Annotated in this window: 30 protein-coding genes; 5 read left to right on the top strand and 25 right to left on the bottom strand. The window is 68.5% G+C overall.

Annotated features, from left to right (window positions below):
- Positions 1–68 precede the first annotated feature (68 nt).
- Positions 69–2,048, top strand: a complete 1,980-nt coding sequence (locus tag ACZ5Y9_RS09060) for an alpha-1,4-glucan--maltose-1-phosphate maltosyltransferase (RefSeq protein WP_372491553.1) — start codon at positions 69–71, stop codon at positions 2,046–2,048.
- Positions 2,045–4,249, top strand: a complete 2,205-nt coding sequence (glgB, locus tag ACZ5Y9_RS09055) for a 1,4-alpha-glucan branching protein GlgB (RefSeq protein ID WP_464471173.1) — start codon at positions 2,045–2,047, stop codon at positions 4,247–4,249. Before ACZ5Y9_RS09060 ends, glgB begins: the two co-directional genes overlap by 4 nt.
- A gap of 24 nt (positions 4,250–4,273) precedes the next feature.
- Here glgB and ACZ5Y9_RS09050 read toward each other — a convergent pair whose 3' ends face one another.
- The gene (locus tag ACZ5Y9_RS09050) at positions 4,274–5,218 is read right to left on the bottom strand and encodes a tetratricopeptide repeat protein (RefSeq protein ID WP_247622576.1); all 945 of its coding nucleotides are present in this window, start codon (positions 5,216–5,218) and stop codon (positions 4,274–4,276) included.
- Positions 5,215–7,200: a DUF8094 domain-containing protein gene (locus tag ACZ5Y9_RS09045; protein WP_247622577.1), complete on the bottom strand. Its 1,986-nt coding sequence runs from the start codon at positions 7,198–7,200 to the stop codon at positions 5,215–5,217. Before ACZ5Y9_RS09045 ends, ACZ5Y9_RS09050 begins: the two co-directional genes overlap by 4 nt.
- A gap of 179 nt (positions 7,201–7,379) precedes the next feature.
- Here ACZ5Y9_RS09045 and ACZ5Y9_RS09040 point away from each other — a divergent pair, with 179 nt between their 5' ends.
- Entirely contained in the window at positions 7,380–8,435 is a 1,056-nt protein-coding gene (locus tag ACZ5Y9_RS09040; RefSeq protein WP_464471172.1) for an AI-2E family transporter, read from the top strand.
- Positions 8,436–8,441: 6 nt separating this feature from the next.
- On the opposite strand, the gene ACZ5Y9_RS09035 is transcribed toward ACZ5Y9_RS09040, so the two are convergent.
- The 9 genes from ACZ5Y9_RS09035 to rpsB all read right to left on the bottom strand — a co-directional run bounded on the left by ACZ5Y9_RS09035 (position 8,442) and on the right by rpsB (position 15,163).
- The gene (locus tag ACZ5Y9_RS09035) at positions 8,442–9,158 is read right to left on the bottom strand and encodes an alpha/beta hydrolase (RefSeq protein WP_464472737.1); all 717 of its coding nucleotides are present in this window, start codon (positions 9,156–9,158) and stop codon (positions 8,442–8,444) included.
- A 2-nt stretch (positions 9,159–9,160) separates the two neighbouring features.
- A complete protein-coding gene (locus ACZ5Y9_RS09030; RefSeq protein WP_247956090.1) occupies positions 9,161–9,448 on the bottom strand; it encodes a hypothetical protein in 288 nt (95 codons plus the stop codon).
- A gap of 9 nt (positions 9,449–9,457) precedes the next feature.
- Positions 9,458–10,036: an aggregation-promoting factor C-terminal-like domain-containing protein gene (locus tag ACZ5Y9_RS09025; RefSeq protein ID WP_247632296.1), complete on the bottom strand. Its 579-nt coding sequence runs from the start codon at positions 10,034–10,036 to the stop codon at positions 9,458–9,460.
- Positions 10,037–10,194: 158 nt separating this feature from the next.
- The gene (locus ACZ5Y9_RS09020) at positions 10,195–10,767 is read right to left on the bottom strand and encodes a DivIVA domain-containing protein (RefSeq protein ID WP_247632297.1); all 573 of its coding nucleotides are present in this window, start codon (positions 10,765–10,767) and stop codon (positions 10,195–10,197) included.
- The gene (locus ACZ5Y9_RS09015; RefSeq protein ID WP_404596469.1) at positions 10,764–11,903 is read right to left on the bottom strand and encodes a phosphatidate cytidylyltransferase; all 1,140 of its coding nucleotides are present in this window, start codon (positions 11,901–11,903) and stop codon (positions 10,764–10,766) included. Before ACZ5Y9_RS09015 ends, ACZ5Y9_RS09020 begins: the two co-directional genes overlap by 4 nt.
- Positions 11,904–11,909: 6 nt before the next feature.
- Complete coding sequence (gene frr / locus ACZ5Y9_RS09010) at positions 11,910–12,464, bottom strand: ribosome recycling factor (protein ID WP_247622583.1); 555 nt, start codon at positions 12,462–12,464, stop codon at positions 11,910–11,912.
- A gap of 68 nt (positions 12,465–12,532) precedes the next feature.
- Entirely contained in the window at positions 12,533–13,249 is a 717-nt protein-coding gene (pyrH, locus tag ACZ5Y9_RS09005) for a UMP kinase (RefSeq protein WP_247622584.1), read from the bottom strand.
- 91 nt (positions 13,250–13,340) lie between these two features.
- A complete protein-coding gene (gene tsf / locus ACZ5Y9_RS09000; protein ID WP_247622585.1) occupies positions 13,341–14,168 on the bottom strand; it encodes a translation elongation factor Ts in 828 nt (275 codons plus the stop codon).
- A 44-nt stretch (positions 14,169–14,212) separates the two neighbouring features.
- Positions 14,213–15,163, bottom strand: coding sequence for a 30S ribosomal protein S2 (gene rpsB / locus ACZ5Y9_RS08995; RefSeq protein ID WP_247622586.1), 951 nt, complete (start codon positions 15,161–15,163; stop codon positions 14,213–14,215).
- Between the two features lie 300 nt (positions 15,164–15,463).
- On the opposite strand from rpsB, the gene ACZ5Y9_RS08990 reads away from it, so the two are divergent.
- Complete coding sequence (locus ACZ5Y9_RS08990) at positions 15,464–16,009, top strand: murein hydrolase activator EnvC family protein (protein ID WP_247622587.1); 546 nt, start codon at positions 15,464–15,466, stop codon at positions 16,007–16,009.
- A 7-nt stretch (positions 16,010–16,016) separates the two neighbouring features.
- On the opposite strand, the gene ACZ5Y9_RS08985 is transcribed toward ACZ5Y9_RS08990, so the two are convergent.
- The 9 genes from ACZ5Y9_RS08985 to ACZ5Y9_RS08945 all read right to left on the bottom strand — a co-directional run bounded on the left by ACZ5Y9_RS08985 (position 16,017) and on the right by ACZ5Y9_RS08945 (position 23,064).
- Entirely contained in the window at positions 16,017–16,922 is a 906-nt protein-coding gene (locus ACZ5Y9_RS08985; protein ID WP_247622588.1) for a tyrosine recombinase XerC, read from the bottom strand.
- Positions 16,923–16,980: 58 nt separating this feature from the next.
- The gene (gene dprA, locus ACZ5Y9_RS08980; protein ID WP_247622589.1) at positions 16,981–18,171 is read right to left on the bottom strand and encodes a DNA-processing protein DprA; all 1,191 of its coding nucleotides are present in this window, start codon (positions 18,169–18,171) and stop codon (positions 16,981–16,983) included.
- On the bottom strand, positions 18,168–19,697 hold the full coding sequence (locus tag ACZ5Y9_RS08975; protein WP_464471171.1) for a YifB family Mg chelatase-like AAA ATPase: 1,530 nt from the start codon (positions 19,695–19,697) through the stop codon (positions 18,168–18,170). Before ACZ5Y9_RS08975 ends, dprA begins: the two co-directional genes overlap by 4 nt.
- Positions 19,694–20,056, bottom strand: coding sequence for a YraN family protein (locus ACZ5Y9_RS08970; RefSeq protein ID WP_247622591.1), 363 nt, complete (start codon positions 20,054–20,056; stop codon positions 19,694–19,696). Before ACZ5Y9_RS08970 ends, ACZ5Y9_RS08975 begins: the two co-directional genes overlap by 4 nt.
- A 116-nt stretch (positions 20,057–20,172) precedes the next feature.
- Complete coding sequence (locus ACZ5Y9_RS08965) at positions 20,173–20,499, bottom strand: DUF2469 family protein (RefSeq protein WP_247622592.1); 327 nt, start codon at positions 20,497–20,499, stop codon at positions 20,173–20,175.
- Positions 20,500–20,552: 53 nt separating this feature from the next.
- Positions 20,553–21,212: a ribonuclease HII gene (locus ACZ5Y9_RS08960; RefSeq protein WP_247622593.1), complete on the bottom strand. Its 660-nt coding sequence runs from the start codon at positions 21,210–21,212 to the stop codon at positions 20,553–20,555.
- A complete protein-coding gene (lepB, locus tag ACZ5Y9_RS08955; protein ID WP_247622594.1) occupies positions 21,209–21,943 on the bottom strand; it encodes a signal peptidase I in 735 nt (244 codons plus the stop codon). The genes ACZ5Y9_RS08960 and lepB overlap by 4 nt, the downstream gene beginning before the upstream one ends.
- A gap of 117 nt (positions 21,944–22,060) precedes the next feature.
- Positions 22,061–22,408, bottom strand: coding sequence for a 50S ribosomal protein L19 (gene rplS, locus ACZ5Y9_RS08950; protein WP_247622595.1), 348 nt, complete (start codon positions 22,406–22,408; stop codon positions 22,061–22,063).
- 167 nt (positions 22,409–22,575) lie between these two features.
- The gene (locus tag ACZ5Y9_RS08945) at positions 22,576–23,064 is read right to left on the bottom strand and encodes an MFS transporter permease (protein ID WP_464471170.1); all 489 of its coding nucleotides are present in this window, start codon (positions 23,062–23,064) and stop codon (positions 22,576–22,578) included.
- A gap of 113 nt (positions 23,065–23,177) precedes the next feature.
- On the opposite strand from ACZ5Y9_RS08945, the gene map reads away from it, so the two are divergent.
- Positions 23,178–23,960 carry a type I methionyl aminopeptidase gene (map, locus tag ACZ5Y9_RS08940; RefSeq protein WP_247622597.1) on the top strand — a complete coding sequence of 261 codons (783 nt, stop codon included), beginning with the start codon at positions 23,178–23,180 and terminating at the stop codon, positions 23,958–23,960.
- A 12-nt stretch (positions 23,961–23,972) separates the two neighbouring features.
- Here map and ACZ5Y9_RS08935 read toward each other — a convergent pair whose 3' ends face one another.
- Genes ACZ5Y9_RS08935 through rpsP form a run of 5 tightly spaced genes read right to left on the bottom strand, consistent with a single transcriptional unit; the run spans position 23,973 to position 26,763 of the window.
- Complete coding sequence (locus tag ACZ5Y9_RS08935) at positions 23,973–24,713, bottom strand: class I SAM-dependent methyltransferase (RefSeq protein WP_464471169.1); 741 nt, start codon at positions 24,711–24,713, stop codon at positions 23,973–23,975.
- 44 nt (positions 24,714–24,757) lie between these two features.
- The gene (gene trmD / locus ACZ5Y9_RS08930) at positions 24,758–25,453 is read right to left on the bottom strand and encodes a tRNA (guanosine(37)-N1)-methyltransferase TrmD (protein WP_464471168.1); all 696 of its coding nucleotides are present in this window, start codon (positions 25,451–25,453) and stop codon (positions 24,758–24,760) included.
- 19 nt (positions 25,454–25,472) lie between these two features.
- A complete protein-coding gene (gene rimM, locus ACZ5Y9_RS08925; RefSeq protein ID WP_464471167.1) occupies positions 25,473–26,105 on the bottom strand; it encodes a ribosome maturation factor RimM in 633 nt (210 codons plus the stop codon).
- Positions 26,089–26,319, bottom strand: coding sequence for an RNA-binding protein (locus ACZ5Y9_RS08920; RefSeq protein WP_247622601.1), 231 nt, complete (start codon positions 26,317–26,319; stop codon positions 26,089–26,091). Before ACZ5Y9_RS08920 ends, rimM begins: the two co-directional genes overlap by 17 nt.
- A 6-nt stretch (positions 26,320–26,325) precedes the next feature.
- Complete coding sequence (gene rpsP / locus ACZ5Y9_RS08915; protein ID WP_247622602.1) at positions 26,326–26,763, bottom strand: 30S ribosomal protein S16; 438 nt, start codon at positions 26,761–26,763, stop codon at positions 26,326–26,328.
- Positions 26,764–26,832: the final 69 nt, after the last annotated feature.

Genomic DNA, 26,832 nt, shown 5'->3' with positions numbered 1-26,832 from the left:
CCTCGGCTCTTCGGAGCCCCGCCCAGATCCCCCTGCGTCCCCGCGCGGACGAACCGATCACCGAAGGGGTGACCACCGGCAGACTCCCGCTCACGAACGTGCAGCCCTCCGTTCCCGGTGGGTTCCCGCCCAAGGCGTTCGTCGGCGAGGTCGTCCCGTTCAGCGTGGTCTCGTTCCGTGAGGGTCACGACATCATCGGGGTCCATCTCCGGCTCACCGCACCGGACGGCGCCGAGAGCCTGCACCGACTCGCTCCCCGTGAGGACGGCACCGACACCTGGGCGGCGGAGATCGCGCTCGATGCCCAGGGATCGTGGACGTACCGTTTCGAGGCGTTCTCCGACGATTTCGCGACGTGGGCGCACGCCGCGGAGCTCAAGGTCGCCGCCGGGGTCGACGTCCCGGTGATGGCGGCGCTCGGAGCCGAGATACTCCAGCGCGCAGCGACGGAGCGCGATCGTCCGGCCGCAGAGCGCAAGCGGCTGACCGCCGCGGCGGCCTCCCTCGCCACCGGGGACGCCGCAACGACCTCGGCGCTGTCGACGGATGCCGACCTCGCGCGCGCGTTCGCCGATCGCCCCGTCACCGCCCTCCGTTCCGCGACGCCGGACCATCGGCTCGTGGTCGACCGCACCGCCGCCGGCGTCGCGTCCTGGTACGAGTTCTTCCCCCGCTCCGAAGGCGCCAAGCGCCTCAAGGACGGAACGGTGAAGAGCGGCACGTTCCGCAGCGCGACGAAGCGACTGCCCGGTGTCGCGGCCATGGGCTTCGATGTGCTCTACCTCGTGCCGATCCATCCCATCGGTACGACGAATCGCAAGGGACGCAACAACACGCTGACCACCGAGCCCGGCGACCCGGGGTCGCCCTACGCGATCGGCGCGGCCGAGGGAGGGCACGACGCCATCCACCCCGAGCTCGGCACCGCCGCCGACTTCCGTGCATTCGTCCGCGCGGCGAAGAAGGAGGGGCTCGAGGTCGCGCTCGATCTCGCCCTCCAGGCGTCTCCCGATCACCCGTGGGTCTCCGCGCACCCCGAATGGTTCACCACGCTGCCCGACGGCACGATCGCGTACGCCGAGAACCCGCCGAAGAAGTACCAGGACATCTACCCGCTGAACTTCGACAACGACCCGGCGGGCATCTACGCCGAGATGCTCCGGATCGTGCAGCACTGGGTCGCGCAGGGCGTGAAGATCTTCCGGGTCGACAATCCGCACACCAAGCCCCTGCAGTTCTGGGAGTGGCTCATCGCGACCGTGAACGCCCAGGACCCCGACGTCATCTTCTTGGCCGAGGCTTTCACCCGCCCCGCCGTCATGCGCGCGCTCGCCGCCGCGGGCTTCCAGCAGAGCTACAGCTACTTCACGTGGCGCAACACCAAGGCCGAGCTCGAGGAGTTCCTGACCTCGGTGTCGCACGAGACCAGCGACTACATGCGCCCCAACCTCTTCGTGAACACGCACGACATCCTCACCGAGTACCTGCAGTTCGGCGGGCGCGCGGCATACCGGGTACGAGCCTGCATCGCCGCGACCGCCGCACCGCTGTGGGGCGTGTACGCCGGTTACGAGCTCCTCGAGAACGTCGCCCGTCCCGGGTCCGAGGAGAACATCGACAACGAGAAGTACGAGTTCAAGTTCCGCGATTGGGAGGGCGCCGAGGCCCGCGGCGAGTCCCTGGCTCCGCTGTTGCGCCGACTGAACGAGATCCGCCGACAGCATCCCGCGCTGCGTCAGCTCCGCAACTTCGACGTGCACTGGAGCGACGACGACCACGTGCTGGTCTACAGCAAGCACCTGGATGCTGCTTTCACCGGAACCGGCTCCCCCGACACGCTGATCGTCGTCGCCAACGTCGACCCGCATTCCGTCCGCGAGACCACCGTGCACCTCGACACCTCGCGCTGGGGGGTCCCCCTCGGTGAGCAGTTCGAGGTCGAGGATCTGCTCACGGGAGCGGTGTGGACCTGGTCGGATCACAACTACGTGCGCCTCGACGCCTTCGCCGAGCCCGTGCACATCCTGAAGGTGAGGCACCGCCCATGACTTCCATCGACGACCTGACGGCATCCGCCGAGTGGCAGGCGGTGTCCTCGGGCACCCACCACGACCCGCACGCCGTCCTCGGCGCCCACCCGCACAAGGATGGCGCCGACCGCACCGTCACGGTGATCCGTGCGCGCCGACCGCTCGCCTCGTCGGTCGCCGCCGTCTTCGGCAACGGCCAGCGACTCGACCTCGCCCACGTCGCTCAGGGGATCTGGGAGGCGCAGCACGACGGCCCGCCCGTGCCCTACCGTCTCGCGACGGCCTATGGAGACGACGAGGAGACCGTCGTCGGCGACCCCTATCGCCATGCGCCCACCCTCGGCGACGTCGACATCCATCTGATCGCCGAGGGCCGGCACGAACGCCTCTGGCACGTGCTCGGGGCGCATCCCGGCGACGTCGACGGAGAGACGGGGGTCGCGTTCGCCGTGTGGGCGCCCAACGCCACGGCCGTGCGCGTGATCGGCGACCACAACGGATGGAGCGGAGAGTCCCACGCCATGCGCTCCATGGGCGCCAGCGGCGTCTGGGAGCTGTTCGTGCCCGATCTCGCGGTCGGCACCCGCTACAAGTATCAGATCCGTACGCGCTCCGGGGAGTGGATCCTCAAGGCCGACCCGATGGCGCAGTGGGCCGAGGTACCGCCGGACACGGCGTCGGTCGTCACGGCATCGTCGTATGTCTGGAGCGACGGTGCATGGATGACCCGACGCGCCGCCACGCATGCCGTCGCGCAGCCTCTCTCCGTCTACGAGGTCCACATCGGCTCCTGGCGGGGCGGTCTCGGGTATCGGGACCTCGCCGAGCCGTTGATCGAGCACGTGACGACGACGGGGTTCACCCACGTCGAGTTCATGCCGGTGGCCGAGCATCCGTTCGGCGGGTCCTGGGGCTATCAGGTGAGCGGCTACTACGCGCCCACCAGCCGGTTCGGGACGCCCGACGATCTGCGGTACCTCATCGATCGTCTGCACCAGGCGGGCATCGGCGTGATCATGGACTGGGTTCCGGGGCACTTCCCGAAGGACGCGTTCGCGCTGGCCCGCTTCGACGGCCAGCCCCTGTACGAGCACCCGGACCCGCGTCGTGGCGAGCACCAGGACTGGGGAACCCTCATCTTCGACTACGGCCGCCCCGAGGTGCGAGGATTCCTCGTGGCCAACGCGCTGTATTGGCTCGACGAGTTCCACGTAGACGGTCTCCGCGTCGACGCCGTCGCATCGATGCTCTACCTCGACTACTCGCGCAACGAGGGCGAGTGGGAGCCGAACATCCACGGAGGTCGCGAGAACCTCGAGGCCATCCGGTTCCTGCAGGAGGTCAACGCGACGTCGTACCGGCTGCACCCCGGGATCATGATGATCGCCGAGGAGTCGACGAGTTTCCCCGGAGTGACCGCACCGACCGACCATGCCGGTCTCGGATTCGGCTTCAAGTGGAACATGGGCTGGATGAACGACTCGCTCCAGTACATCGCCCGCGATCCGATGTACCGCGCGCACCACGAAGGCGAGATGACGTTCTCGTTCGTATACGCCTTCGGCGAGAACTACCTGCTGCCCATCAGCCATGACGAGGTCGTCCACGGCAAGGGCAGCCTCGTGACCAAGATGCCCGGCGACCACTGGCACAAGCTCGCCAACGTGCGCGCCTACCTCGGCTACATGTGGGGCCACCCCGGCAAGAAGCTGCTCTTCATGGGCCAGGAGTTCGGTCAGCTCGCCGAATGGTCGGAGTCACGTGAGTTGGACTGGTGGCTGCTCGACCAGCCGTCCCACGCCCAGCTGCAGGACTTCGTCGCGTCTCTCAACGCGGCGTATCGCGTGCAGGCGCCGCTGTGGGCCCGCGACAGCGATGCCTCGTCGTTCTCACGTCTGGGAGCACCGAGCTGGGATCCGACCGTGATCGCGTTCGAGCGCCGCGACGGTCACGGCGGACGCGTCGTCGTGATCAGCAACTTCTCCGGCATCGAGCACGTCGGCTACCGCCTCGAACTCCCCCGTGAAGGCGTGTGGGAGGAGATCCTCAACACGGATGCCTCGGCGTTCGGAGGCCGCGGATCGGGCAATCTCGGTGTCGTCGTCGCGCACGTGGAGGACGGCGGTCCGGCGACGGCGACGATCACCCTCCCGGCGCTGTCGACGCTGTGGCTCCGGTACCAGACCGACCCCCACGTTCCGAGCGTCACCCGCGGCTAGGGCGACCCGAGCCGGAAGCGGTGATCAGAAGAGGAGCGAGGTCAGGCGGTTCCGCGCCGAGACGACGCGAGGGTCGCCGGCACCGATGAGTCCGAACAGCTCGACGAGACGCTCGCGAACCGGTGTGCGCTCATCCGACGGGAGCTGTGCGAACAGATCGAGGAGACGTCCGAAGGCATCGTCGACGTGCCCACCCGCGAGATCGAGGTCGGCGACGTCGAACTGTGCCGCGATGTCGAGCGGTGCCGCCGCGGCGGCGGCACGAGCGGTCTGCAGATCGAGCGACTGCACGCGATCGAGCAACCGCACCTGTCCGAGCCCGGCGATAGCGTCCTCGTCGCGGGGGTTCTCCACGAGCGCCTTCTCGTACGCGACAATGGCGGCGGCGTAGTCGCCCGCCTCGATCGCAGCGAAGGCCTCGGCATGAAGCGGCGGCAGCGCGGGCTCCTCGGGAGCGGCAGCCTCCTCGCCGACCGGCGCGCCGTCGACCGCCAGCGAACCGGTCACGCCGTTCTGCGCGGCGAGCTGCAGCAGCTGCGCGAAGACCGCGCGCACCTGCTCCTCGGGAACGGCGCCGTTGAACATCGGCACGGGCTGTCCGGCGATCAGGGCGACGACCATCGGGATGGACTGCGCGCGGAAGCTCTGCGCCAGCTGCGGATTCGCATCGACGTCGACCTTCGCCAGCAGCACACGCCCGCCCAGCTCGCGGGTGACCTTCTCGATGATGGGGCTGAGCTGCTTGCACGGCCCGCACCACTCCGCCCAGAGGTCGACGACGACGGGCACCGTGCGCGACAGCTCGAGCACCTGCCCGAACGTCTCGTCGGTCGCATCGATCACGAGATCGGCGAAAGGTGTGCCCGCGGCGGGCGCCGCCGGGGCGCCGGGCGCGGGAGCGGCCGGCCGGTTGCGCAGGCTCGACAGGTCGACGGCACCACGCAGCGCCGCAGGAGACAACTCGGTCACTTGATCACCTCTACGGAGACGAGATCCTGACGCGATGCCAGGAGTTTGATCTGCTCGGTGGATCCCTGCGCGGGGACCGAGAAGAAGAGCTGGAACTCATAGGTCGTCACGACGCCCTTCGCGGACTCCGAGACGCCGGTGAGAGCATTGGCCTTCGCGTTGTCCCCGAAGCGGATGACGGCGTCGGCGGACGTCGGCTTCACGGTCTCGGCGTCGGTCAGCGTGATGCCGACGATCGCTCCGCTGTCGAGGGTCGTCATCGAGACGGCGGGGGTGTCGGTCGGCGCCATGTCGAAACTGACCTCGGACGTCTCGGCCGCACCGTTGTCGATGAGGTTCTGGACCACCGTCTGCCGACTGTCGCGGATCGAGGTCGCGAGCTTCTGCGAGAGATCGTCGAAGAGCCCGTTGGAGGCGCTCTTCTCCCCCGTGTCGACGACGTCCGCGAACGCGGCGGCGAGTTCGCCGGGAGCGATGCTGAGGAAGGCGGAGTCATCCGGGACCAGCGCGGTGCCGAGCCAGGCGGCGGCGACGTCCGGGAACACCGCGTCCGCCGACATCTCCGCGATGTTCGTCACCTTGTAGTTCGACCACGGATCCTGCTGCGTCATGGTGAGCAGCACGGGCGGGACGGTCTCGTCGTCCGCGCTCTTGGAGAGCAGGAGCGTCGTACGGGGCCAACGATCGGTCGCCTCGGGGAGCACGACCTCCACGTCGTCGGTGGGGATCGCGGCGGGAACGGGAGAATCGGCGATCGCGGTGCGCAGGGCGTAATCCGTCGTGCGAGCCGTCAGCGCCGGTCCGTCGAGCCGCGTCTTGGCGAGATCGAGATCGCGGTTCGTGTCGGCTTCGACGAGTGTGGTGGAGATCTCGCCGAGGATGCGTTCGGCCTGACCCTCGGTGACGGCCGGCGGCTTCTGGTTCTCGGGGGCGATCACCGTCGGAGTGGGCGACGGTGTCGCCTCGGGAGCGCCCAGTTGCGGCCACGAATCGGACGAGCAACCAGCCGCGAGCACCGCGGTGAGCCCGAGGATCGGTACGACGAGGAGACGGCGACGCCGGCGAGCGGGATCTGCGGCCTTCATCGTCGACTTCCCCTCGGTCTTCTCGTCCGTCTTCCCGCCGGTCTTCTCGTCTGCGGGCGCAGCGGGCTCGTCGACGATCTCGGCGTCCTGGACGTCGTCGTCGGTGGCCTGCGGCTTCGCCGGGGTCGCTCCGCTCTCTATCGCTGCGCGTTCGCCCGCGGGCAGGGAGGCGAGGTCGATGGGCTCGGTCACCGGGAGCGGACCCGGGCCCTTGCGACGCGGACCGCGACCGCGACGCTGATGACGGATGCCGAGCACGTAGAGGATCAGTCCCACCAGCAACAGCACACCCCCGCCTGCCATGAGCGGACCTGCGGCCGGGGTGGACGTGTCGAGCGGCCAGGACGCCACGATGTCGTCGGGCGCGTTCTCGGTCCCGTCGTAGGCGACGAGCACGCTGACTCCCTCGGGGAGACGGAGATTGTCGAGCGACAGCGAGTCGGTGTCGCTGAAGGAGTTCAGCCACAGGTCGGATCCGACGGGGTTGCGTCCGCTGTCTGCAGCGGGGTCGTCCTCGGCGGTCGGCTCCTCCGTCGCGGCGTCTCCCGAGTCGACTGCGTCATCCTCGGCCGCAGGCGCGGCGATGTGTTCGACCTGGAAGGATCCGTCGTCGTCGACGGTCACCTGGTTGTAGTCGGAGTCGGCGAGCCACGCCTCCATGTCGGCCGTGCGTCCGTAAGCGGAGAAGATGTCGCCGTCGCCGCTGATCAGCAGCGTCTGCGCGCCGGGGTGGGCACGCAGCACATCCCCGTCGAGCAGGATGAACGGCGCAGGCTCTTCGATCTGCACCTTCTCCTGCACCGAATCCGGCCCCATGAAGATGGTGCGCTGAGCGATGCCGGCACCGATCAGGGCCGCGGCCAGGACGAAGGCCACGACGGCCCATACGAAACGCACGAATAGTCTCCTCACGCATCCCGCACGATCGGCCGGGACGCAACACTCGACATTTCAGACTAGCGAAACCACCTGTGTGTTGCCCACAAGGGTGATTCCCCCGGTGTGGAACGGCACGTCGCGCGGGCTGCGCGTGGCACGATCGGTAGCCTGGCAGCACCCCGACACGAGGAGTCGAGATGAAGATCCACAACCCCTTCCGCACCGCCCTGGTGGCGACGCTCGGAGTGGGCCTCGGCATCCTCCTGATCGGAAGCCTGCAGAACCTCTCCACCGTCCTGCTGTACGTCGGCACCGCGCTGTTCCTCAGCCTCGGACTCGACCCGGTGGTCGCATTCCTCGAACGCCGCAAGCTCCCCCGCTGGCTCGCGGTGCTCGTCACCATCCTCGGAGTGCTGGGCGTCTTCGCGGGCATCGTCCTGATGGTGCTCCCCATCCTGGTCGATCAGATCAGCCAGCTCGTCCGGCGCATCACGCTGTTCCTGCAGAGCACCTACATCGGCGACGTGAAGGACTGGATCAGCGATGTCTTCCCGGGCCTGCAGCCCTCATTCATCGACGACACGTTCACGCGTGCGACCGACTGGCTGCTCGAGAACTGGGGAACGATAACCGAGAGCGTGATCGTGGTCGGCACCTCGATCATCACCGGCCTGTTCGGCGCTTTCATCGTGCTGATCCTCACGGTGTACCTCACGGCATCCACTCCCTCACTCAAGCGCGCCGTCTACCAGCTCGCGCCGGCCTCGAAGCGGGAGCGCTTCATCGACCTGGCCGACCAGATCACCGACTCGGTCGGGTACTACGTCATGGGCCAGGTCTCGCTCGGCGTGATCAACGGCGTGCTGAGCGCGATCTTCCTCTCGATCATCCAGGCGCCCTTCCCTGCCGTGCTCGCGGTCATCGCGTTCTTCTTCTCGCTCATCCCGCTCGTGGGTACGCTCACCGGCTCCACGCTCATCGTGCTCATCTGCCTGATCCCGGGTCTCGGATCCCCCGCGACCGCGATCACCGCCGGCATCTACTACCTGATCTACATGCAGATCGAGGCGTACGTGATCTCTCCGCGCATCATGAGCCGCGCCGTGTCGGTACCGGGTGCGGTCGTCGTGGTCGCCGCGCTCGCCGGCGGCAGCCTGCTCGGCCTCCTCGGAGCGCTCATCGCGATCCCCGTCGCCGCGAGCATCCTGATCATCTACCGCCAGGTGCTCATCCCCCGCATGAACGAGCTCTGACGCCGCTCAGCGCGATGCCGGCCACTCTGTCGGCAGCGGAAGGGCCGCCGGGTGGACGGCGGCCACGATCTCGGTGAGCACACGGCGCGTCTGCGACTCCCCCACCCAGAGGTGCTTGCCGCCGTCGACGGCGATCAGCGTCGAATGCGGGATCGAGGCGAAGCGCTCACGCGCCTCCTCGGGCCGGAGGTAGTCGTCGAACTCGGGGACGAGGATCACGACCGGCCGATCGAACTGCGCCCACGCGGCGACCTCGGCGTCCGTCGCGCGATGCAGGGGCGGAGAGAGCAGGATGACGCCCGCGATGTCGTGATCCCGCCCGTATTTGAGGGCCAGCTCCGTGCCGAACGACCATCCGAGCAGCCAGGGGCGCGGCAGCTCGCGCTCGTGGACGAACTCCATCGCGGCGGCCACATCGAACTGCTCCGCCGCTCCCCCGTCGAACGCCCCTTCGCTCGTGCCGCGGGGCGACGTCGTCCCCCGCGTGTTGAACCGCAGGACGGCGAGGTTCGCGAGGGCAGGGAGGCGCGCCGCGGCCTTGCGCAGGATGTGCGAGTCCATGAACCCTCCCGCGGTGGGGAGCGGGTGAAGAGTCACGAGGGTCGCGACGGGGTCGGCCCCTTCGGGGAGAGCGAGTTCACCGACGAGCGTGAGGCCGTCGGCCGTACGCAGCTCGATGTCCTCCCGCTGCGCGGGCAGTTCGAGCGGTCCGCGGATCTCGATGGTCACGATTGCCTCCAACAGTGTGTGTGCCAGTGCCTGCGTGCGGCGAGGTCGGCGGCATCGCCGAGGACTCCATCGGCGCGCCAGGCGACGAGATGAGCGGTGCCCGGTTCGATCGTGCGAGAGCACCCGGGGCACACGTAGGACTTCTGGGCCTGGATCGCCGAGACGGGCTGCACGGTCCACTCCGCACCGCGACGGGTCTCGGTACGCTTCCACCCCGCGAGGAGGCGTTCGAAGGACTCGTCGGCCTCAGATCGCGAAGGAGGCCGCCTGCGGGAGCGGGGCATCGTGCCTGCTCACCACCAGTGGTTGTTGATCCAGAAGTTGTAGGCGCCGGCCCAACTGCCGTAGCGCCCGGTCGCGTAGCCGCTCGCCCAGCGCAGGTTGTCGACCGGGTCGTACCCGTTGCCCGGCACCTTGCTGCAGGGCAGAGCCTGCACGAGGCCGCAGGCACCCGAACTGCTGTTCGTGGCGTTCGGGTTCCACCCGCTCTCGCGCGACACGACGTAATCGACGTAGCCCCAGTCGGCTTCGGCGATTCCCGCGGCAGCCATCCAGTCCGCCGGCGCTCCGCCACCGGTGTAGAAGAGCGGGGCCGCGGGGGCCGTCCCTCCCGAGTTCGATTTGGAGGCCGTCGTCGGCGTGGGCGTGGGAGTTGGCTTCGGCGTCACGTAGACCTCGAAGGATCCGCGCTCGACCGGAGCGATCTCGGCACCTTCGACCGTCACCGTCAGGTTCTGGGTGTCTTCGAGTGCGACGGAGTACGCGCTGTCCGGCGTCTCCTGCTCGGGCGGATCCGCGAGAGCGACGGCGGTCGGTGCGACCATCGCGGCCGCGAAACCGACGACCGCGAGCGATGCGAATGCCGCGACCACACCGCGGCGACGCGACCATCGACGAGTACCACGATGCGCGGAATTCGCCGTCGCCACAGGTACCGGCGAGGCGTCACGTCGTGCAGGTGTCATGTCGTTTCGGGAGTTCACGATGGTCGACAGTCTACGCAAGACTGCCTGGGACGGCCATGAGAAGGTCAGCGGACGGCGAGGATCACGTCGATCGCCGCGTCGAGCAGGGCGTCCACCTGCTCCTCGCGATAACCGCCGCGCTGCATCCGGAAGGCCGCCGAACGCAGCTGTTCCGCGCTCAACGCGTCGCCGTCGCGAAGGTAGCGCACGATGCGCGTCGCCACGTGGTCGACCTCGTCGACGCGGTATCCGAAGGTGAGTGCACCCGTGCGGGCGAAGCGGTGACGGCGCGGACGCGCGAGATGGTCGAGGATCACCTGAGCCTCGTCGCGCGCCTGCTCGACCCAGACGCCCGCGCCCTCGGAACGCACGGCACGATCGCGCTCGCGCGCGGCGAAAGCGTCCTCGACACGGCTCAGTGCGGCGTCGACGTCACCGACCACGTAGCCGCCCTTCACGAGCGGGAACGAGGCTGTGCGGACATCCGCCGCACCGAGATCTCCCCCGTGCTCGAAGGCGGCGCGCGCCGAGGCGAGGAAGGTGTCGACGGCCGCAGGGTGATATCCCTTGGTGCGCCCCGTGGCGACGGCGAAGGCCGCACGGGAGGACTGCTGCTCTTCGGTCTTCTGGTCGTTCATGACAGCACCACCCAGGGAGAGAGGAGGAAGTAGAGGCAGAGGGCGGGGACCGTCGACGGCAGGATGCTGTCGAGCCGATCGAGCAGCCCGCCGTGGCCCGGAAGCCAGGAGCTCATGTCCTTGATCCCGAGATCGCGCTTGAGCATCGACTCACCCAGATCGCCCAGTGTCGCCGACAGCAGGATGGCGGCACCGAAGATGAGCCCGCCCCACCACGGCAGTTCGAGAAGGTAGATCGCGAGCAGCACACCCGCGGTCAGCGAGGCGACGACCGCACCGGCGAAACCCTCCCAGGTCTTCTTGGGGCTGATCCGCGGAGCCATCGGATGCCGCCCGAAGGCGAGGCCGGCGGCGTACGCGCCGGTGTCGGCCGCGACCGCGATGGCGATGAAGCCGAGCACCCACCACTGTCCGCCCTCCTGCCCGAGCAGGATCAGTGCGATGGCTGCGAGGAAGGGAACGTAGACCTGCACGAAGCCGCCGATGACGGCATCCGCGAGCACATCACCGTAGGTGCGCCCGTCCTGAGCGAACATCTGCGCGATGAGCCTCCAGACGATGACGAATGCCACGGCGAGGAACAGCACGATCCAGCACAGCCAGATATCCGCGAAATAGCCGGAGAGCACGAGCGCGCCGGCAGCCACCAGCTGCGGGACGACATCGATCCGGCGGCCGGATGCCCGGAGAGCCCGCGCGAGTTCGTAGACCCCGAGCAGCGCAGCCGCCAGGGCGAACGGAACGAAGAGCACCTTGATGAACAGGAGGGAACCGAGAAGAGCCGCACCGAACGCGAGGCCGATGAGGATCGCGAGCACGAGGTCACGACCCGTGCGCTGCTTGATCCGCTCGTTCGCCTGGTCGATCTGGTCTCGGGCATGCGAGACGTGACTTCCGAACTCGTCGCGCTTCGCCCGCCACTGTTCACGGATGGCGTTGTGGTCCGCCGTGTCGATCATGTCGGGGATCACCACGGCCGGCTCGTCCGGGAGCGGAGGGCGGGGCGGGATGAGCGAGGCGTCGAAGGCGGGGAACGCCTCGTCCGCCAACGGGATGCCCGAGTCCGGCGTCGTCGCATCCCGCGCCTCGCGGCGGGTCAACGGCGCACCGTCCTCGGAATCTCGCGTGTCAGACATCCGTCCTCACACCTCGAGGAGTTCTGCCTCTTTGCGCTTGAGCGCGTCGTCGATGAGGTCGACGTGCTGGCGGGTGAGAGCATCGAGCTCCTTCTCGCCACGCGCGATCTCGTCTTCACCGACCTCGCTCTTGAGCGCATCGAGGTCGTCCTTCGCCTTGCGGCGGATGCCGCGGACGTGGACCTTCGCGTCCTCGCCCTTCGACTTGACGAGCTTGACGTACTCCTTGCGACGGTCGGCCGTCAGCTCCGGCATCGTCACCCGCACGAGATTGCCGTCGTTCGTCGGGTTCGCCCCGAGGTTCGGCATGTCGCGGATGGCCTGCTCGATCGCCTTGAGCGCCGACTTGTCGTACGGCGTGATGACGAGGGTGCGCGCCTCCTGGTTGACCATCGATGCCAGCTGACCGATCGGGGTCGGCGTTCCGTAGTAGTCGACGAGGACCTTCTGGAAGAGCTGGGGGTTCGCGCGACCGGTGCGCACCGTGGAGAAGTCCTCCTTGGCAGCTTCGACCGCCCGGTCCATGCGGGTGGTGGTTTCAGCGAGGACGTCCGCGATCACGGTGACTCCTATCGTCGGGGTGTTCTGCAAATTCTATCGGGCGAAGCCTTCTCCGCCGCGTCACACACTCAGGTGGTGACCAGGGTGCCGATCGGCTCACCGAGAAGGGCGCGCGTCACGTTGCCCGCCGGCTCCATGCCGAAGACGCGCATGTTCATGTTGTTGTCCATGCACAGGCTGAAGGCGGTCGAATCGACGACCTTCAGTCCGCGCTGCAGCGCGTCGCTGTACGTGACCCGCTCGATGCGCTCGGCATCCGCGTGCTTGTTGGGGTCGGCCGTGTAGATGGCGTCGACGCCGTTCTTCGCGACGAGGACCTCCTCCGCGCCGATCTCGAGCGCGCGCTGAGCGGCGACCGTATCGGTGGAGAAGTACGGGAGGCCGGCACCGGCACCGAAGATGACGACGCGGCCCTTCTCGAGGTGACGCTCCGCCCGGCGCGGGATGTAGGGCTCGGCGACCTGGGTCATGGAGATCGCGGACTGCACACGCGTGGCCGCCCCGGCCTGTTCGAGGAAGTCCTGCAGCGCGAGCGCGTTCATCACGGTTCCGAGCATGCCCATGTAGTCGGCGCGCCCCCGGTCCATGCCACGCTGGCTCAGCTCGGCGCCGCGGAAGAAATTGCCCCCGCCCACGACGATGGCGACCTCGACGCGGTCGACGGCTGCGGCGATGTCGCGCGCGATCTGGCCGACGACATCCGGGTTGACACCCAGCTGACCGGCGCCGAATGCCTCTCCGGAGAGCTTGAGAAGGACGCGGCGGCGTCCGGTGCGTTCGGTCATGGGTGTTGTCCTCTCGTCCCGATTCAAGATAGTGCCTTCTGGGCATGAAGAAGGGGTTCGGATCTCACCGATCCGAACCCCTTCGACTCTGCTACGCGCCGACCTTGAAGCGCGCGAAGTCCGTCACGGTGATACCGGCGTCCTTCGCCACCTGGGCGACAGAGAGCTTGTTGTCCTTGGCGTAGTCCTGCTCCAGCAGGGCGACCTGCTTGATGAACGCGGAGACGCGGCCTTCGACGATCTTGGGGAGAGCCGCTTCGGGCTTTCCCTCGTTGCGCGAGATCTCGGTGACGATCTCCCGCTCCTTCTCGACGGCGTCAGCCGGAACGTCCTCGCGGGAGAGGTACGACGGGTTGGCGAACGAGATGTGCTGCGCGATGCTGCGAGCGGTGTCCGCGTCGTCGCCCGAGTAGGCGACGACGACACCGATCTGCGGCGGCAGGTCCTTGCTGGTGCGGTGCAGGTAGACCTCGACGTTGTCGCCGGCGATCGTACGCACACGACGCAGTTCGACCTTCTCGCCGATGATCGCAGCCTCTTCCGAGATCAGCTGCTCGACGGACTGACCCGCCGCGTCGGCGGCCAGGGCCGCCTCGACCGAGTCGGCCTTGACGGCTGCAGCGGCGTCGGCGACCTTGTCGGCCAGCGCGATGAAGCGGTCGTTCTTGGCGACGAAGTCGGTCTCGCACGCGAGCTCGATCAGCGTCACGGCACCGGCCTGCTCGCGAGCGACGACGAGTCCCTCGCTGGTCGAACGGTCAGCGCGCTTCGCGTTGCCCTTCGCACCCTTGAGACGCAGGATCTCGGTGGCCTTCTCGACGTCTCCGTCGGCCTCCTCGAGCGCCTTCTTGGTGTCGACCATTCCCGTACCGAGCTGCTCACGCAGCGCCTTGAGGTCAGCGATGGTGAAGTTGGCCATGTGTGGTGGCTCCTTGCTTCGTGATGTGTGTGGTGGTCGCGGGATTACTTGGCGTCTGCGGCCTCGGCGGCGGCGACCTCAGCGGTCTCCTCGCCGGAAGCGGCGGCGATCGCCTCGTCGTGAGCCTCTGCACCGGCCGCGTCGGCAGCGGTCTCGTCGGCGGCGGGCGTCTCGACGACGGCGGCCTCGTCAGCCGCGGTCTCGACGGCAGCGGCGTCAGCGGACTCCTGGACCTCCTGGGCGGGAGTCTCGAGGAGCTCCTTCTCCCAGTCGGCGAGAGGCTCGGCGTCGCCCGTCTCCGGGTTGTGCTTCTGCTGCAGGCCCTCGGCAGCGGCGTCGGCGATGATGCGCGTCAGCAGCGAGACCGAGCGGATCGCGTCGTCGTTGCCGGGGATCGGGTACTGGAAGTCGTCCGGGTCGGCGTTCGTGTCGAGGATGCCGATCACGGGGATGCCGAGCTTCTTGGCCTCGTCGATGGCGAGGTGCTCGCGCTTGGCGTCGACGACCCAGATGGCCGACGGCGTCTTGGTGAGGTTGCGGATTCCACCGAGCGACTTGTGCAGCTTGTCGAGCTCGCGCTTCTTGAGCAGGAGCTCCTTCTTCGTGAAGCCGCTGTTCGCCGGGGTCTCGTAGTCGAGCTCCTCGAGCTCCTTCATGCGCGCGAGGCGCTTGGAGATCGTCTGGAAGTTCGTGAGGAGTCCACCGAGCCAGCGCTGGTTGACGAAGGGCTGACCGACGCGCGTGGCCTGCTCGGCGAGGATCTCCTGCGCCTGCTTCTTGGTGCCGACGAAGAGGATCGTGCCACCGTGGGCGACGGTCTCCTTGACGAAGTCGTAGGCCTTGTCGATGTAGCCGAGCGACTGCTGCAGGTCGATGATGTGGATGCCGCTGCGCTCGGTGAGGATGAAGCGCTTCACCTTCGGGTTCCAACGACGGGTCTGGTGTCCGAAGTGCACGCCGCTGTCGAGCAGCTGGCGGATGGTGACCACAGCCATGGTCGTCTCCTTGTTCTGGCGCGGTGCGCCGTTGAGGTTTTCGCCGATCGTTCGATCGGACTTCCTGGTGCCCGGCGCACACCCGCCTTCCGAGGAAGGACCTGTGGGAGTGGATGCCACGACCGGAGTCGCTCTGGGCACGCGTAGTCACCCCGATTTCGAGGTGCCCCTCCAGCATACAGGACAACGACCGCCTGTCCTGCTCTCCACGGGCGGCGACATCGCGCACTTCTCCCCCGCCTCCGGGCCCGTCGCTCGGACTCACGTCTCGTCGGCCTGAACGACCCGCAGACTCTCGGCATGACCCCACCCGGACGTGTCTTCCTGATCGCCGCCCTCCTCATCGCGCTCGCACTCGGCGCGAACGATCCTGCGATCGCCGCCCTCGAGCCCGACCCCTCGGTCCGGTCCTACTCGTCGGAGAACGACGCCGCGTGGCGCTGGCCCCTCGACGGCCCGCGATCCGTGACGGCGCCGTACCGCGCTCCCGCTCACGCCTACGGGGCCGGCCACCGCGGGATCGACATCGCCGGCGTTCCGGGACAGGAGGTCCGTGCACCCGCGGACGGCGTCGTAGCCTTCCGCGGAACCGTCGTCGACCGTCCGCTGCTCACGATCGACCACGGCGCCGGATACGTCTCGACCTTCGAGCCGCTCGCCTCCTCCCTGAATCCCGGCGACACCGTGGTGGCGGGAGACATCGTGGGGGTCGTCGCGCAGGGTGGGCACAGCATGGTCGGCACCCTGCACGTGGGGGTGCGCCTCGACCGCGTCTACATCAATCCGCTCCTGCTCTTCGGCGCACCGGCCAGAGCGGTCCTTCTGCCGTGCTGCGACGGTTCGTGACGCCCGCTCAGGCGCGCGGGTGCGCGAGACGGTAGGTGGCGGTCAGTCGCTCGGCGGAGACGTGCGTGTAGATCTGCGTGGTACCCAGGCTGGCGTGGCCGAGGATCTCCTGCACGGCGCGCAGGTCGGCGCCGCCGTCGAGGAGGTGCGTCGCCGCCGTATGCCGGAGTGCATGTGGACCGACCGTCTCCGACCCCACGAGAGGGCCGAGCACTTCTGCCACCAGCGAGTACACCGCGCGCGGTCCGATTCGCCCGCCGCGGCTGCCGAGGAAGACGGCGGCACCGGGGGCATCGCTCCGGGCGACGAGCGCCGGGCGCGCGCGCCGCAGGTACGCGTTCAGCGCCTCACGGGCGGGCACCCCGAAGGGCACGACTCGTTCCTTGGCGCCTTTGCCGAGCACGCGCGCGGTACGGCGATCGACGTCGAGATCGTCGATGTCCAGTCCGCAGAGTTCGGAGACACGGATGCCGGAGCCGTAGAGCGTCTCGAGGATCGCATGGTCGCGGAGAGCGAGCGGGTCTCCGCCGGCGGTCGCGCGGATGCGGTGCTGCTCGAGAAGCGAAGTCATCGCGTCCTTCGAGGCCACGACCGGCAGGGTGCGACCGCGCTTCGGAGCGATCAGGCGGAGACTCGGATCGTGCGCGATGATCTCGTGCTCGGTCGCCCAGGTGAAGAACGATCGCGCCGCCGCCGCGCGGCGCGCCAACGTCGAGCGTGCATCTCCGCGCTGGGTCGCTTTCCACAGCCAGTCGCGGAGCACGTCGAGATCGACGTCCCCGATCGTGATGTCTCCGGCCGACGCTGTCAGGTCCCGCAGGTCGGAGCGATAGGCGCGCACCGTCGCCGCCGACAGCCGGCGCACCCGCTCGAGGTACTCCGTGAAGGCCTGGACGGCGGCGGCGAGCTGCATGGCTCCAGCATGCACCGGATGACGGTGCGAGAGATCGCACCTCGCCGCCGCGGCTCGATCAGCGGGTCGCCGCGCGCACCCACCCCGCATCCGATCGTGTCAGGATCCCCTCGAGGTCGAGCAGACCGAGCAGCGCGCGCACCCGGTCGGGGGCGAGACCGCTGCGTCGACAGATCTCCATGACGTCGAGCGGCGTCCGCGTTCCGAGAGCGTCGAGCAGACGGGTGCGATCCGGATCCTGGCGCCGCGAAGCCGACGCCTCCTGCGTGTCGTCGCCCCAGAGCTCGCGGACCTCTGCTGCGCAGGTCACACAGCGTGCGTCGTACTCACGGAGCAGGCGATGGCACCCCGCTGAGGCCGCCGAGGTCACCGGCCCCGGCACGGCTCCGAGGGGTCTCCCCAGCGCCGCCGCGTGACCCGCCGTGTTGAGGGAGCCGCTCCGCCAACCCGCCTCGACGACCACGGTCGCCTGGCCGAGTGCCGCGATCAGACGGTTTCGGGCCAGGAAGCGCCACTTCGTCGGTGCGGCTCCGCACGGCAACTCGCTGACGACCGCTCCGTGCCCGGCTATTCGGGTGAAGAGCTCCTGGTGTCCGGAGGGATACGCGCGGTCCACACCGCCGGCCAGGAACGCGATGGTCGCCCCTCGGACTCCGAGCGCCGCACGATGCGCGACGCCGTCGATGCCGTACGCCCCGCCCGAGACGACCGTCGCACCGCCCGCGGCGAGATCTCCGGCGATCTCGGCGGCGATGTGCTCGCCGTACCCGGTCGCCGCGCGAGCGCCGACGATGGCCACGCGCGGGGTCGCCCTCAGGAGTCGGGCGTCCCCGCGAACCCACAGCGCCGGTGGAGCGTGCTCCCCCAGGTCGTCCAGCGAATCCGGCCAGTCCGGGTCGCCGGGGATCACCAGGCGCGCACCGACCTGGCTCGCACCGTGCAAGGCGTCGACCAACGCACGGGTCTGCGCACGCGGCCGCCAGCGCGCTCTCCCTTCCGCCAACGCGCGATGCGCCCGTGCGGAGCCGTCCACACGACCATCCGCCGGACTCGGCGCATCGAGGGCAAGCTCGAGGGCACCGGCGGCACCGAGTTCCCGGATCAGCGAGCCCGCGACGCCGTCGCCCGGTTCCGCGAGCACCGACCACGCCGCGCGAGCGATCGCCTCCGTCGATACGCCCGCCTCACCTGCTCGGAGAGCGGACGCCGCACGCGCGACCTCCCGGTCGCCGATCATCTCGTGGGTCACGGCGTCATCCCCCTCTTGAGGAGCAGCGCTCGACCGATCTCATCCGGTCGAGGACGCGCGAGTCCGGCGAGGTCGGCCATCGTCCACGCCAACCGCAACACCCTGTCGTAGCCGCGCAGGGTCAGCGCTCCCCGCTCGAGTGCGCGATCGAGCGGCTGACGATCCGCGGAGTCCAGGCGGAACTCCCCCTGCCGGAGCCACGTCCCCGGGATGTCGGCGTTCCGCGACCACGGCGTCCCCGTCCACCTCGCGGCGGCACGACCCCGCGCATCGGCGACGCGTTGTCGAGCGGCGGCCGTCGAGAATTCGGAGCGGCCACCTGCGGTCGCGCGCGATGCAGCCACTCTCGCGACACGCAACTCGATGTCGATACGGTCGCGGAGGGGTCCCGAGAGCCGGGTCGCATATCGTCTGATCGCCTGCGCCGGGCAGGTGCATTCCGCGCCGCGCACGCCGTAATTGCCGCACGGACACGGATTCATCGCGAGCAGGAGTTGGAAGCGCGCGGGGAACCGTGCGGTGAACCCCGAACGGATCACCTCGATCGCGCCGGATTCGAGCGGCTGGCGAAGCGCGTCCAGAGCCACCCTCGAGAACTCGGCCGCCTCGTCGAGGAACAGCACGCCGCGATGGGCGCGCACGATCGCGCCGGGACGCGCCACCCGCGATCCGCCGCCGACCAGTGCGGCGACGGATGCGCTGTGATGCGGTGCCTCGATCGGTGGGGTCCGGTCGAGGCACGCCACTCGGTCACCCATCAGCGAGCGGATCGAGGCGACCTCGAGTGCTTCGCCTTCGGTGAGCGGTGGAAGGATTCCGGGGAGACGTCGCGCGAGCATCGTCTTGCCGGCGCCAGGGGGACCGCTGAGGAGCATGTGGTGCCCGCCCGCTGCGGCGACCACGAGCGCCTCGACCGCCGACTCCTGCCCCACGATGTCCGCGAGGTCGAGCGACTCGCTCGGTTCCTCCTCCACGGCGGGCGGTTCTTCGACGGGCACCTCGGGGATCTCGACATCCGCCCCGTGCCAGACCGCCACCTCCGCGAGCGAGCGCGCCCCGCGGACCTCGATCCCGGTCACCAGTCGCGCTTCGGCGGCGTTGGCCTGGGGCACGATCACGCGCTCGAAGCCTGCCCTCGCGGCCGCGAACACCGCGGGGAGCACTCCGGCCACCGGTCGAACGCGACCGTCGAGACCGAGCTCGCCGACGTGCACGGTGTCCCGGATCGATCGCGGGGAGATCGCATCCCCCGCAGCGAGTGTCGCGACGGCGACCGCGAGGTCGAAGCCCGATCCGTGCTTCGGCAGGCTGGCCGGCGAGAGATTCACCGTCATCCTTCGCCGCGGGAGGTCGAGTCCGGAGTTCTTGCATGCGTTGTGCACGCGCTGCACCGCCTCTCCGAGCGACTTGTCGGGCAGCCCGATGATCTTGAACTCCGGCGTCTGGTTCGAGAGGTCCGCCTCGACCTCGACCATGTGCCCGTCCACCCCTGTGATGGCGACCGCCCAGGTGCGTGTGGTGCTCATACGAGGTCCGCCACGTGCTCGAGCGAACCGGATGACGGGTCGTGACCGACGATCCCCACCACATCGAGCCTGATCCGACGCCCACGAGCATGAAGCGGGTGCGCGACGGCCCAGGCGTGGGCGAGCCCCCACATCCGCCGCTTCTTGCGCGCGTCGATCGCCTCGAACGGATGACCGTAGTCGATCGTCCGCCGCGTCTTCACCTCGACGAAGACGAGGTCCTCGCCCTGGAGAGCCACGATGTCGATCTCACCTTGTGCGCAACGCCAGTTGCGGTCCAGGAGTGTGTACCCGGCGCCGACGAGATGCCGCGCCGCCCGTTCTTCCCCGGCTCTACCGAGGTCATCCTTCGCTGCCATTCCGACAGCATGACGATCGTGGCACCCGCGCGGCGGGGCGGACTCCGAGCGTCCACCGCACGGCGGAAACCCGGGCCTCAGGCGTCAGCCGTGCAGGAGAGGTGCGCTTCTACGACTCACTCGCCGTCGAGCGACAGTTCCTGGGGAAGTTCGAACTCCCGGCGCTGCAGCTCCTCGACGTTGACGTCCTTGAAGGTCAGCACACGCACGGCCTTCACGAAGCGATCGGCGCGGTAGATGTCCCACACCCACACATCGCTCATCGAGATCTCGAAGTAGAAGTCGTGCTCCGTGTCGCGACGCACGACGTTCACATCGTTCGCCAGGTAGAACCGACGCTCGGTCTCGACGACGTACTGGAACTGCGAGACCACGTCTCGGTACTCGCGGAACAGCGCGAGCTCGAGCTCGCGGTCGTAGTCGTCGAAGGCTTCCTCATCCATGGTGGTTCCATCCTAGGGTCGCGAGAGCACGCGTGCGGCACCGCATCCGGCGCTCAGAATAGGGCGGGAGCATCGGCGATCGCCCACGACGCACGATGCAGCGGGGAGAGCCCGAGCGTGCGGATGGCCTCTCGATGCTCGGTGCTCGCATATCCCTTGTTGCGATCCCACTGGTACTGCGGGTAGTCGGCATGGAGGTCGGCCATGTGCGCGTCGCGCGCGACCTTCGCGATCACGGATGCGGCCGAGACGGAAGCGCAGTCCCGATCGCCTTTGATCACCGGACGCACGTCGAGTACGGAATGATGCACGGCAGAGAGATAGTCATGGTTCCCGTCGAGCAGCACGACCGCCCCCGCGGTCGACGTGCCCTGCGCGACGACCGCATCGACGGCACGGGAGGCGGCCAGACCCAGTGCCCGGATGATGCCGACCTCGTCGACCTCCGCGGCACTGGCCCATCCGACCGACGAGGCGCGTACCCATGCCGTCGCCCGCTCCGCGACGTCGGGTCGACGTCGCTCGGTGACGAGCTTGGAGTCGCGGAGCCCCTCGGGCACACGACGTCGCGCTCCGGCGGCATCCATCACCGCCGCGCCCACCGCGACCGGGCCCGCGAGCGCTCCGCGACCGACCTCGTCGAGCGAGATGATCAGAGCGCTGTCTCCGAGGATGCGCCGCTCGAGCGTGAGGGTCGGGGAAACGACCGTCATTCTTCGTCCGGAACGCTGTCGAAGGCTTGGTGGTGTCCGTCGATCGCCCCGATCCGCCCGAACGGCCAGGTCGTCAGGAAGGCCTTCCCCACGACATTCGACACCGGGACGAAGCCGCCGCTGGGAAGTTCCTGATGCGCTCGCGAGTCCCGCGACCGAGTGCGATTGTCGCCGAGCAGCCACAGCGAGTCCTCTGGCACGACGACGTCGAAAGGTTCGTTCGACGCCGCGGTGTTCCCTTCGGGGAGGTTCAGGTAGTCGAGCTCGTCGATCGGAGCACCGTTGATCGTGATCTGGCCGAGTGCGTTGCAGCACACGACGTGATCGCCGGGGAGGCCGATGATGCGCTTGACGAGATGGTCCTGCGAATCGGAGGCGGAGATGCCGATGAAGGTCAGCACGCCGTCGATCGCCTGCACGAGCGGAGGGGATGCCGGCGGCTGCGGTTGGTCGCCCAGCCATCCGCCCGGGTCCTGGAACACCACCACGTCACCGCGCTCGTATCCCGTCCATCGCGGCGTGAGCTCATCGACGAGGATGCGGTCGTTGACCATGAGCGTGCGCTCCATGGATGCCGAGGGGATGTAGAAGGAGCGGACGATGAAGGTCTTGACCACGAACGAGACGAGCGCGGCGATCAGGATGATGATCAGCACATCGCGCAGGAAGACCAGCAGTCCACGGCGCCGCCTCGTGCCCGTGGCGGGCGCGGCGGAGGGTTCAGAGGTCATCGGCATCCTTCGTCAGTCGTGCGTGCCATCGAGCGGCAGTATCAAGGTTCGCATACTGGGGACGAAACAAAGCACCCCAGGACATCGTGTCCTGGGGTGCTGTGGAGATGCGGCGACTCAGCGGTCGCGCTTCTCCTTGATCTTCGCCTTCTTGCCACGCAGCTGGCGCAGGTAGTAGAGCTTCGCACGGCGGACGTCACCGCGGGTGACGACCTCGATGTGGTCGATCACCGGCGAGTGCACCGGGAAGGTGCGCTCGACGCCGACCTGGAAGCTGATCTTGCGGACCGTGAAGGTCTCGCGCACGCCGTCGCCCGAGCGGCCGATGACGACGCCCTGGAAGACCTGGATACGCGAGCGGCTGCCCTCGGTGATGTTGACGTGCACCTTGACGGTGTCACCGGGGAAGAAGTCCGGGATGTCCGAACGGAGGGAAGCCGCGTCTACGGCGTCGAGGATCTGCATGATCGTCTCTCTCTGCACTCGCCTCAGGTCGCATGCATGGTGGAAGGAACAAGAATGGGTGTGCACCGTACGGGGCCGAAGCATCCGCGGGCTCCCCTGAGGCAGAACCGGTCACGGCACAAACATCTATTCTGCCATGGATGACCGCAGCCGCCAAAACACGCGTCTCAGCCGAGCGGGTCCTTCTCCTGCACGACGATGACCTCGCGCGGGCGAGGCTCCGGTGATGCGTCATCGGATGCCGGGAACGAGGACCAGGCGATCGTCTCGCGGAACCGCGCCCCGCTCCCTTTCGCCTCACTCCAGAGCTGCCACCCCTGCAACCAGACGAGTGCGAGGCCGACGATCACCGCGGCGGTCAGCAACCATGGGAAGACCCCGGGGATGAAGCATCCGACCGCGATCGTGAGACCGTGCCAGAGCGTGAACCCGGCCACGTCCCACCACGACACGGCACGGTCGGTGCGCACCGATGGACGCGAACGAGTGAGGAGGGTGAGGAGGAGCTGGCCCAGGAACACCGACGGGATCGCGATGAACAGCACCCAGAGGATGGCCCATCCGCCCTGGAACACTCCCCATCCGACGAGGAGCCACAGGGGCAAGAGGAAGGCCGCCGGCAGGAGCCAGCGGAAGAACGCCCGTCGCAACCACATGCTTCGATGGTATGCCGGTGGGCGGCGGCTCGCACGGCTGTTCGCTGTGAGCGCGGCGACGCCGCATCCGCCCGGATCGGGGAGAATGGACGAGGACGAGAGGACTCCCCCGAATGATCGAACTGCGCACCCCTGCCGAGATCGACGAGATGCGCGCAGCCGGCCGCTTCGTCGCGGAGACGCTGGCCACACTGCGCTCCGACACGAAGGTCGGGACCAACCTCCTCTCCATCGACCGTCGCGCCCATGACCTGATCCGTCAGCGCGGTGCCGAGTCCTGCTACATCGACTACCACCCGTCCTTCGGTGCGAGCCCGTTCGGGAAGGTCATCTGCACATCCGTGAACGACGCAGTGCTTCACGGGCTCCCCCACGACTACACGTTGCGTGACGGCGACCTCGTCTCGCTCGACTTCGCCGTATCCGTCGACGGATGGGTGGCCGACTCCGCCGTGTCGTTCGTGGTCGGCACCCCGCGCGACGAGGACCTCCGGCTGATCGAGACGACGGAGCGCGCACTGGATGCCGCCATCGCCGCGGCCGTCGTCGGCAACCGGATCGGCGACATCTCGGCATCCGTCGCAGCCGTCGCACATGGCGAGGGGTACTCGATCAACACGGACTTCGGCGGGCACGGAGTGGGTCGCACGATGCACGGCGACCCCCACGTCGCGAACGACGGTCGCGCCGGACGCGGATTCCCGCTCCGCGACGGACTCGTGCTCGCACTCGAGCCCTGGTTCCTCGCGACGACCGACGAGCTGGTCACCGACCCCGACGGCTGGACTCTGCGCAGCGTCGACGGTTCGCGCGGCGCGCACTCGGAGCACACCGTCGCGATCACCGCGGACGGACCCATCGTGCTGACCGACCGATCTTTTCTCGGGGTCGACTGAGCGTCCTCGCGGTCACGCCGTCCGGCGGTACCTGTACACCTCGGTGAGCTGCGGGAGAACCAGCTCCGCCCGCCCACTCGTCTCGGGGGCGTCGTCGAGGACCGTTTCGATCGCCGCGAGCATCTCGGTCTTCGATCGGCGGTCGGCGACGAGGACACTGCTGATCGTGCCCCACCGACGCAGGTAATCATCACGTGAGATGTTCTCGGACCACGCGATCACCGCACGCGAGTCGAACTCGAAGCCGGGAAGATCCTCGACGGCACTCCCGGTCGTCTGATCCTCGGCCCCCACTGCCGGATGAGCGATGCGGTGAGCAGCGCGGTCCCAGGTGCAGGCGGGATCGGAGTGGTTCCAGACCAGCCCCAGGACACCACCGGGCGCCAGAATGCGAGCGATCTCGGCACACGCCGCCTCGCGCTCGAACCAGTGGAACGCCTGCGCCACCGTGACCGCGTCGACGGAGGCGTCGGAGAGGGGGATGCTCTCGGCCGTGCCGAGATGCGCCGTCACATCGACCAGCTTCGCCCGCAGCACGTCGAGCATCGGTTCGGACGGCTCGACTGCCTGGACGGAGGTCGCGCGACCGATCAGAAGCTCGGTGAACTTGCCGGTTCCGGCACCGAGGTCCAGCACCGCCCCGACCCGCTCCGGCAGGATCAGGTCGGCGGCGGCATCCGGGAAGCCCGGTCGATAGCGGTCGTAGTCCGCTCCGATGGTCCGGAAGGAATCCGCGAGCGCGCGATCGATCATCCTCGGACGCTATCACCGAGAAGGAGGAGGTCTATCCGTCCCCGTCAGTCGGCGTCGTCGGCGAGCAGGTCCGGTCGACGAGCTCGTGTGCGCTCGAACTGCTGATCACGGCGCCACTGCGCGATGTGGGCGTGGTTCCCGCTGAGGAGCACTTCCGGAACGGCGCGCTCCCGCCAGACCGCCGGCTTCGTGTACGAGGGGTACTCCAGCAGGCCGTCCTCGTGCGATTCCTCGACCAGGCTCTCGGGATTGCCGACGACTCCCGGCACCAGGCGTCCGATGGCCTCGATCATCGCCATCGTCGCCACCTCGCCGCCGTTGAGCACGTAGTCGCCGAGACTGATCAGGCGGACTTCACCGAGCGCCGCGGCGTACTCGAAGACCCGCTCGTCGATGCCCTCGTACCGGCCGCAGCCGAAGACGATGTGCTCGCGCGTCGCGAGATCGCGCGCGGTGGCCTGCGTGAAGACCTCACCAGCCGGCGAAGGGAAGATGATCGTCGGACGTTCGGTGGCCGCGGCGACCTCGTCGAGCGCGAGCCCCCAGGGCTCCGGCTTCATCACCATTCCGGCACCCCCGCCGTACGGGGTGTCGTCGACGGTGCGGTGACGATCCGACGTCCAGTCTCGGAGGTCGTGGACGTTCAGGTCGAGGATGCCCGCATCGCGCGCCTTGCCGAGCAGGGAGAGCGTGAGGCCGTCGAAGTACGACGGGAAGATGGAGAGGACGTCGATGCGCACGGGAGTGACCTCTCAGCGGCTACTCGGCCGCCGGGGAATCCTCGGCTGCGAGCGGTTCCTCGGCCGCCGCCGAGTCGTCGTCGGCATCCGGAAGCTCCTCGAAGAGCCCGGGCGGCGGGGTGACGATCACTCGACCGGCAGCGACGTCGACGGTCGGAACGATCGCCGAGACGAACGGCACCATGATCTCCTTCTCACCGGACTTGACGATGAGGAGATCCTGCGCCGGGAAATGCTCGATGCGCTGGACGCGTCCGACCACGGTGCCGTCACGGACGACATCGAGGCCCACGAGCTGGTGGTCGAACCACGCGTCGTCCTCGGTCTCGTCGACGTCCTGGTCGATCCAGAGGATGGCTCGCACGAGGCCTTCGGCGGCGGTGCGGTCGTCGACGTCGTCGAAGAAGGCGACCGGGTTGCCGTTCATCACCCGGTACTCGCGCACGGTGATGGTCTTGCCGTGCCACGGAGATGCCTCGGGCACCTGCAACGTGAACTCGGCTCCCGTGACGAAGCGACGCTCCGGGTTGTCGGTGTACAGCTCGAGCTTGAGCCCGCCCTTGAGGCCATGGGCCTTCACGAGGCGCCCCACCCGGAGCTGGTTCTTGCCCTGTGGGGTGTCCTGCGGCACCACGTCAGTCGTCCGCGACATCGACGCGCACGCGACGGCCGTCGGCCAGGGCGGCGACGAGCGTACGGAGTGCCTTGGCGGTGCGGCCGCCGCGCCCGATCACGCGTCCACGGTCATCGGGGTGCACGCGCACCTCGAGGAGATCGCCTCGCGGCGACGTGGATGCGGTGATGCGCACATCCTCCGGGTGATCGACGATCCCCTTGACGATGTGTTCGAGCGCGGCGGCGAGCACGACGGATTACTCTGCGTCGGCGGCGGGAGCCTCGGCGGCCTCCGCGTCGGCGTCGGCGGCGGGAGCCTCCTCAGCGGGAGCCTCCACCTTCTTCTCCGCCTTGGGCTTGACGACGGACTTCTTCGAGGAGTCGACCTCGAAGGCGGCCTTCGGCTCGGCGACCTTGAGGGTCGACTTCGCGTCGGCGTCGCCCTTGAACTTGCCCCAGTCGCCCGTGATCTTGAGGATCGCGGCGACCTGCTCGGTCGGCTGCGCGCCGACGGAGAGCCAGTACTGCGCACGCTCGGAGTCGACCTCGATGAACGAGGGCTCCTCGGTGGGGTGGTACTTGCCGATCTCCTCGATCACGCGACCATCGCGCTTGGTGCGCGAGTCGGCGACGACGATGCGGTAGTACGGCGCACGGATCTTGCCCAGGCGCTTGAGACGAATCTTGACAGCCACGATTCTCCTGAATTGTGTGGAAGGAAACGAACTGGTCGCCTGGAGAGTGGGGTGCACATCCGGCGGAAG

The organism is Microbacterium sp. T3-8, assembly GCF_055398145.1.
This window is presented reverse-complemented; position numbering and strand designations above follow the sequence as displayed.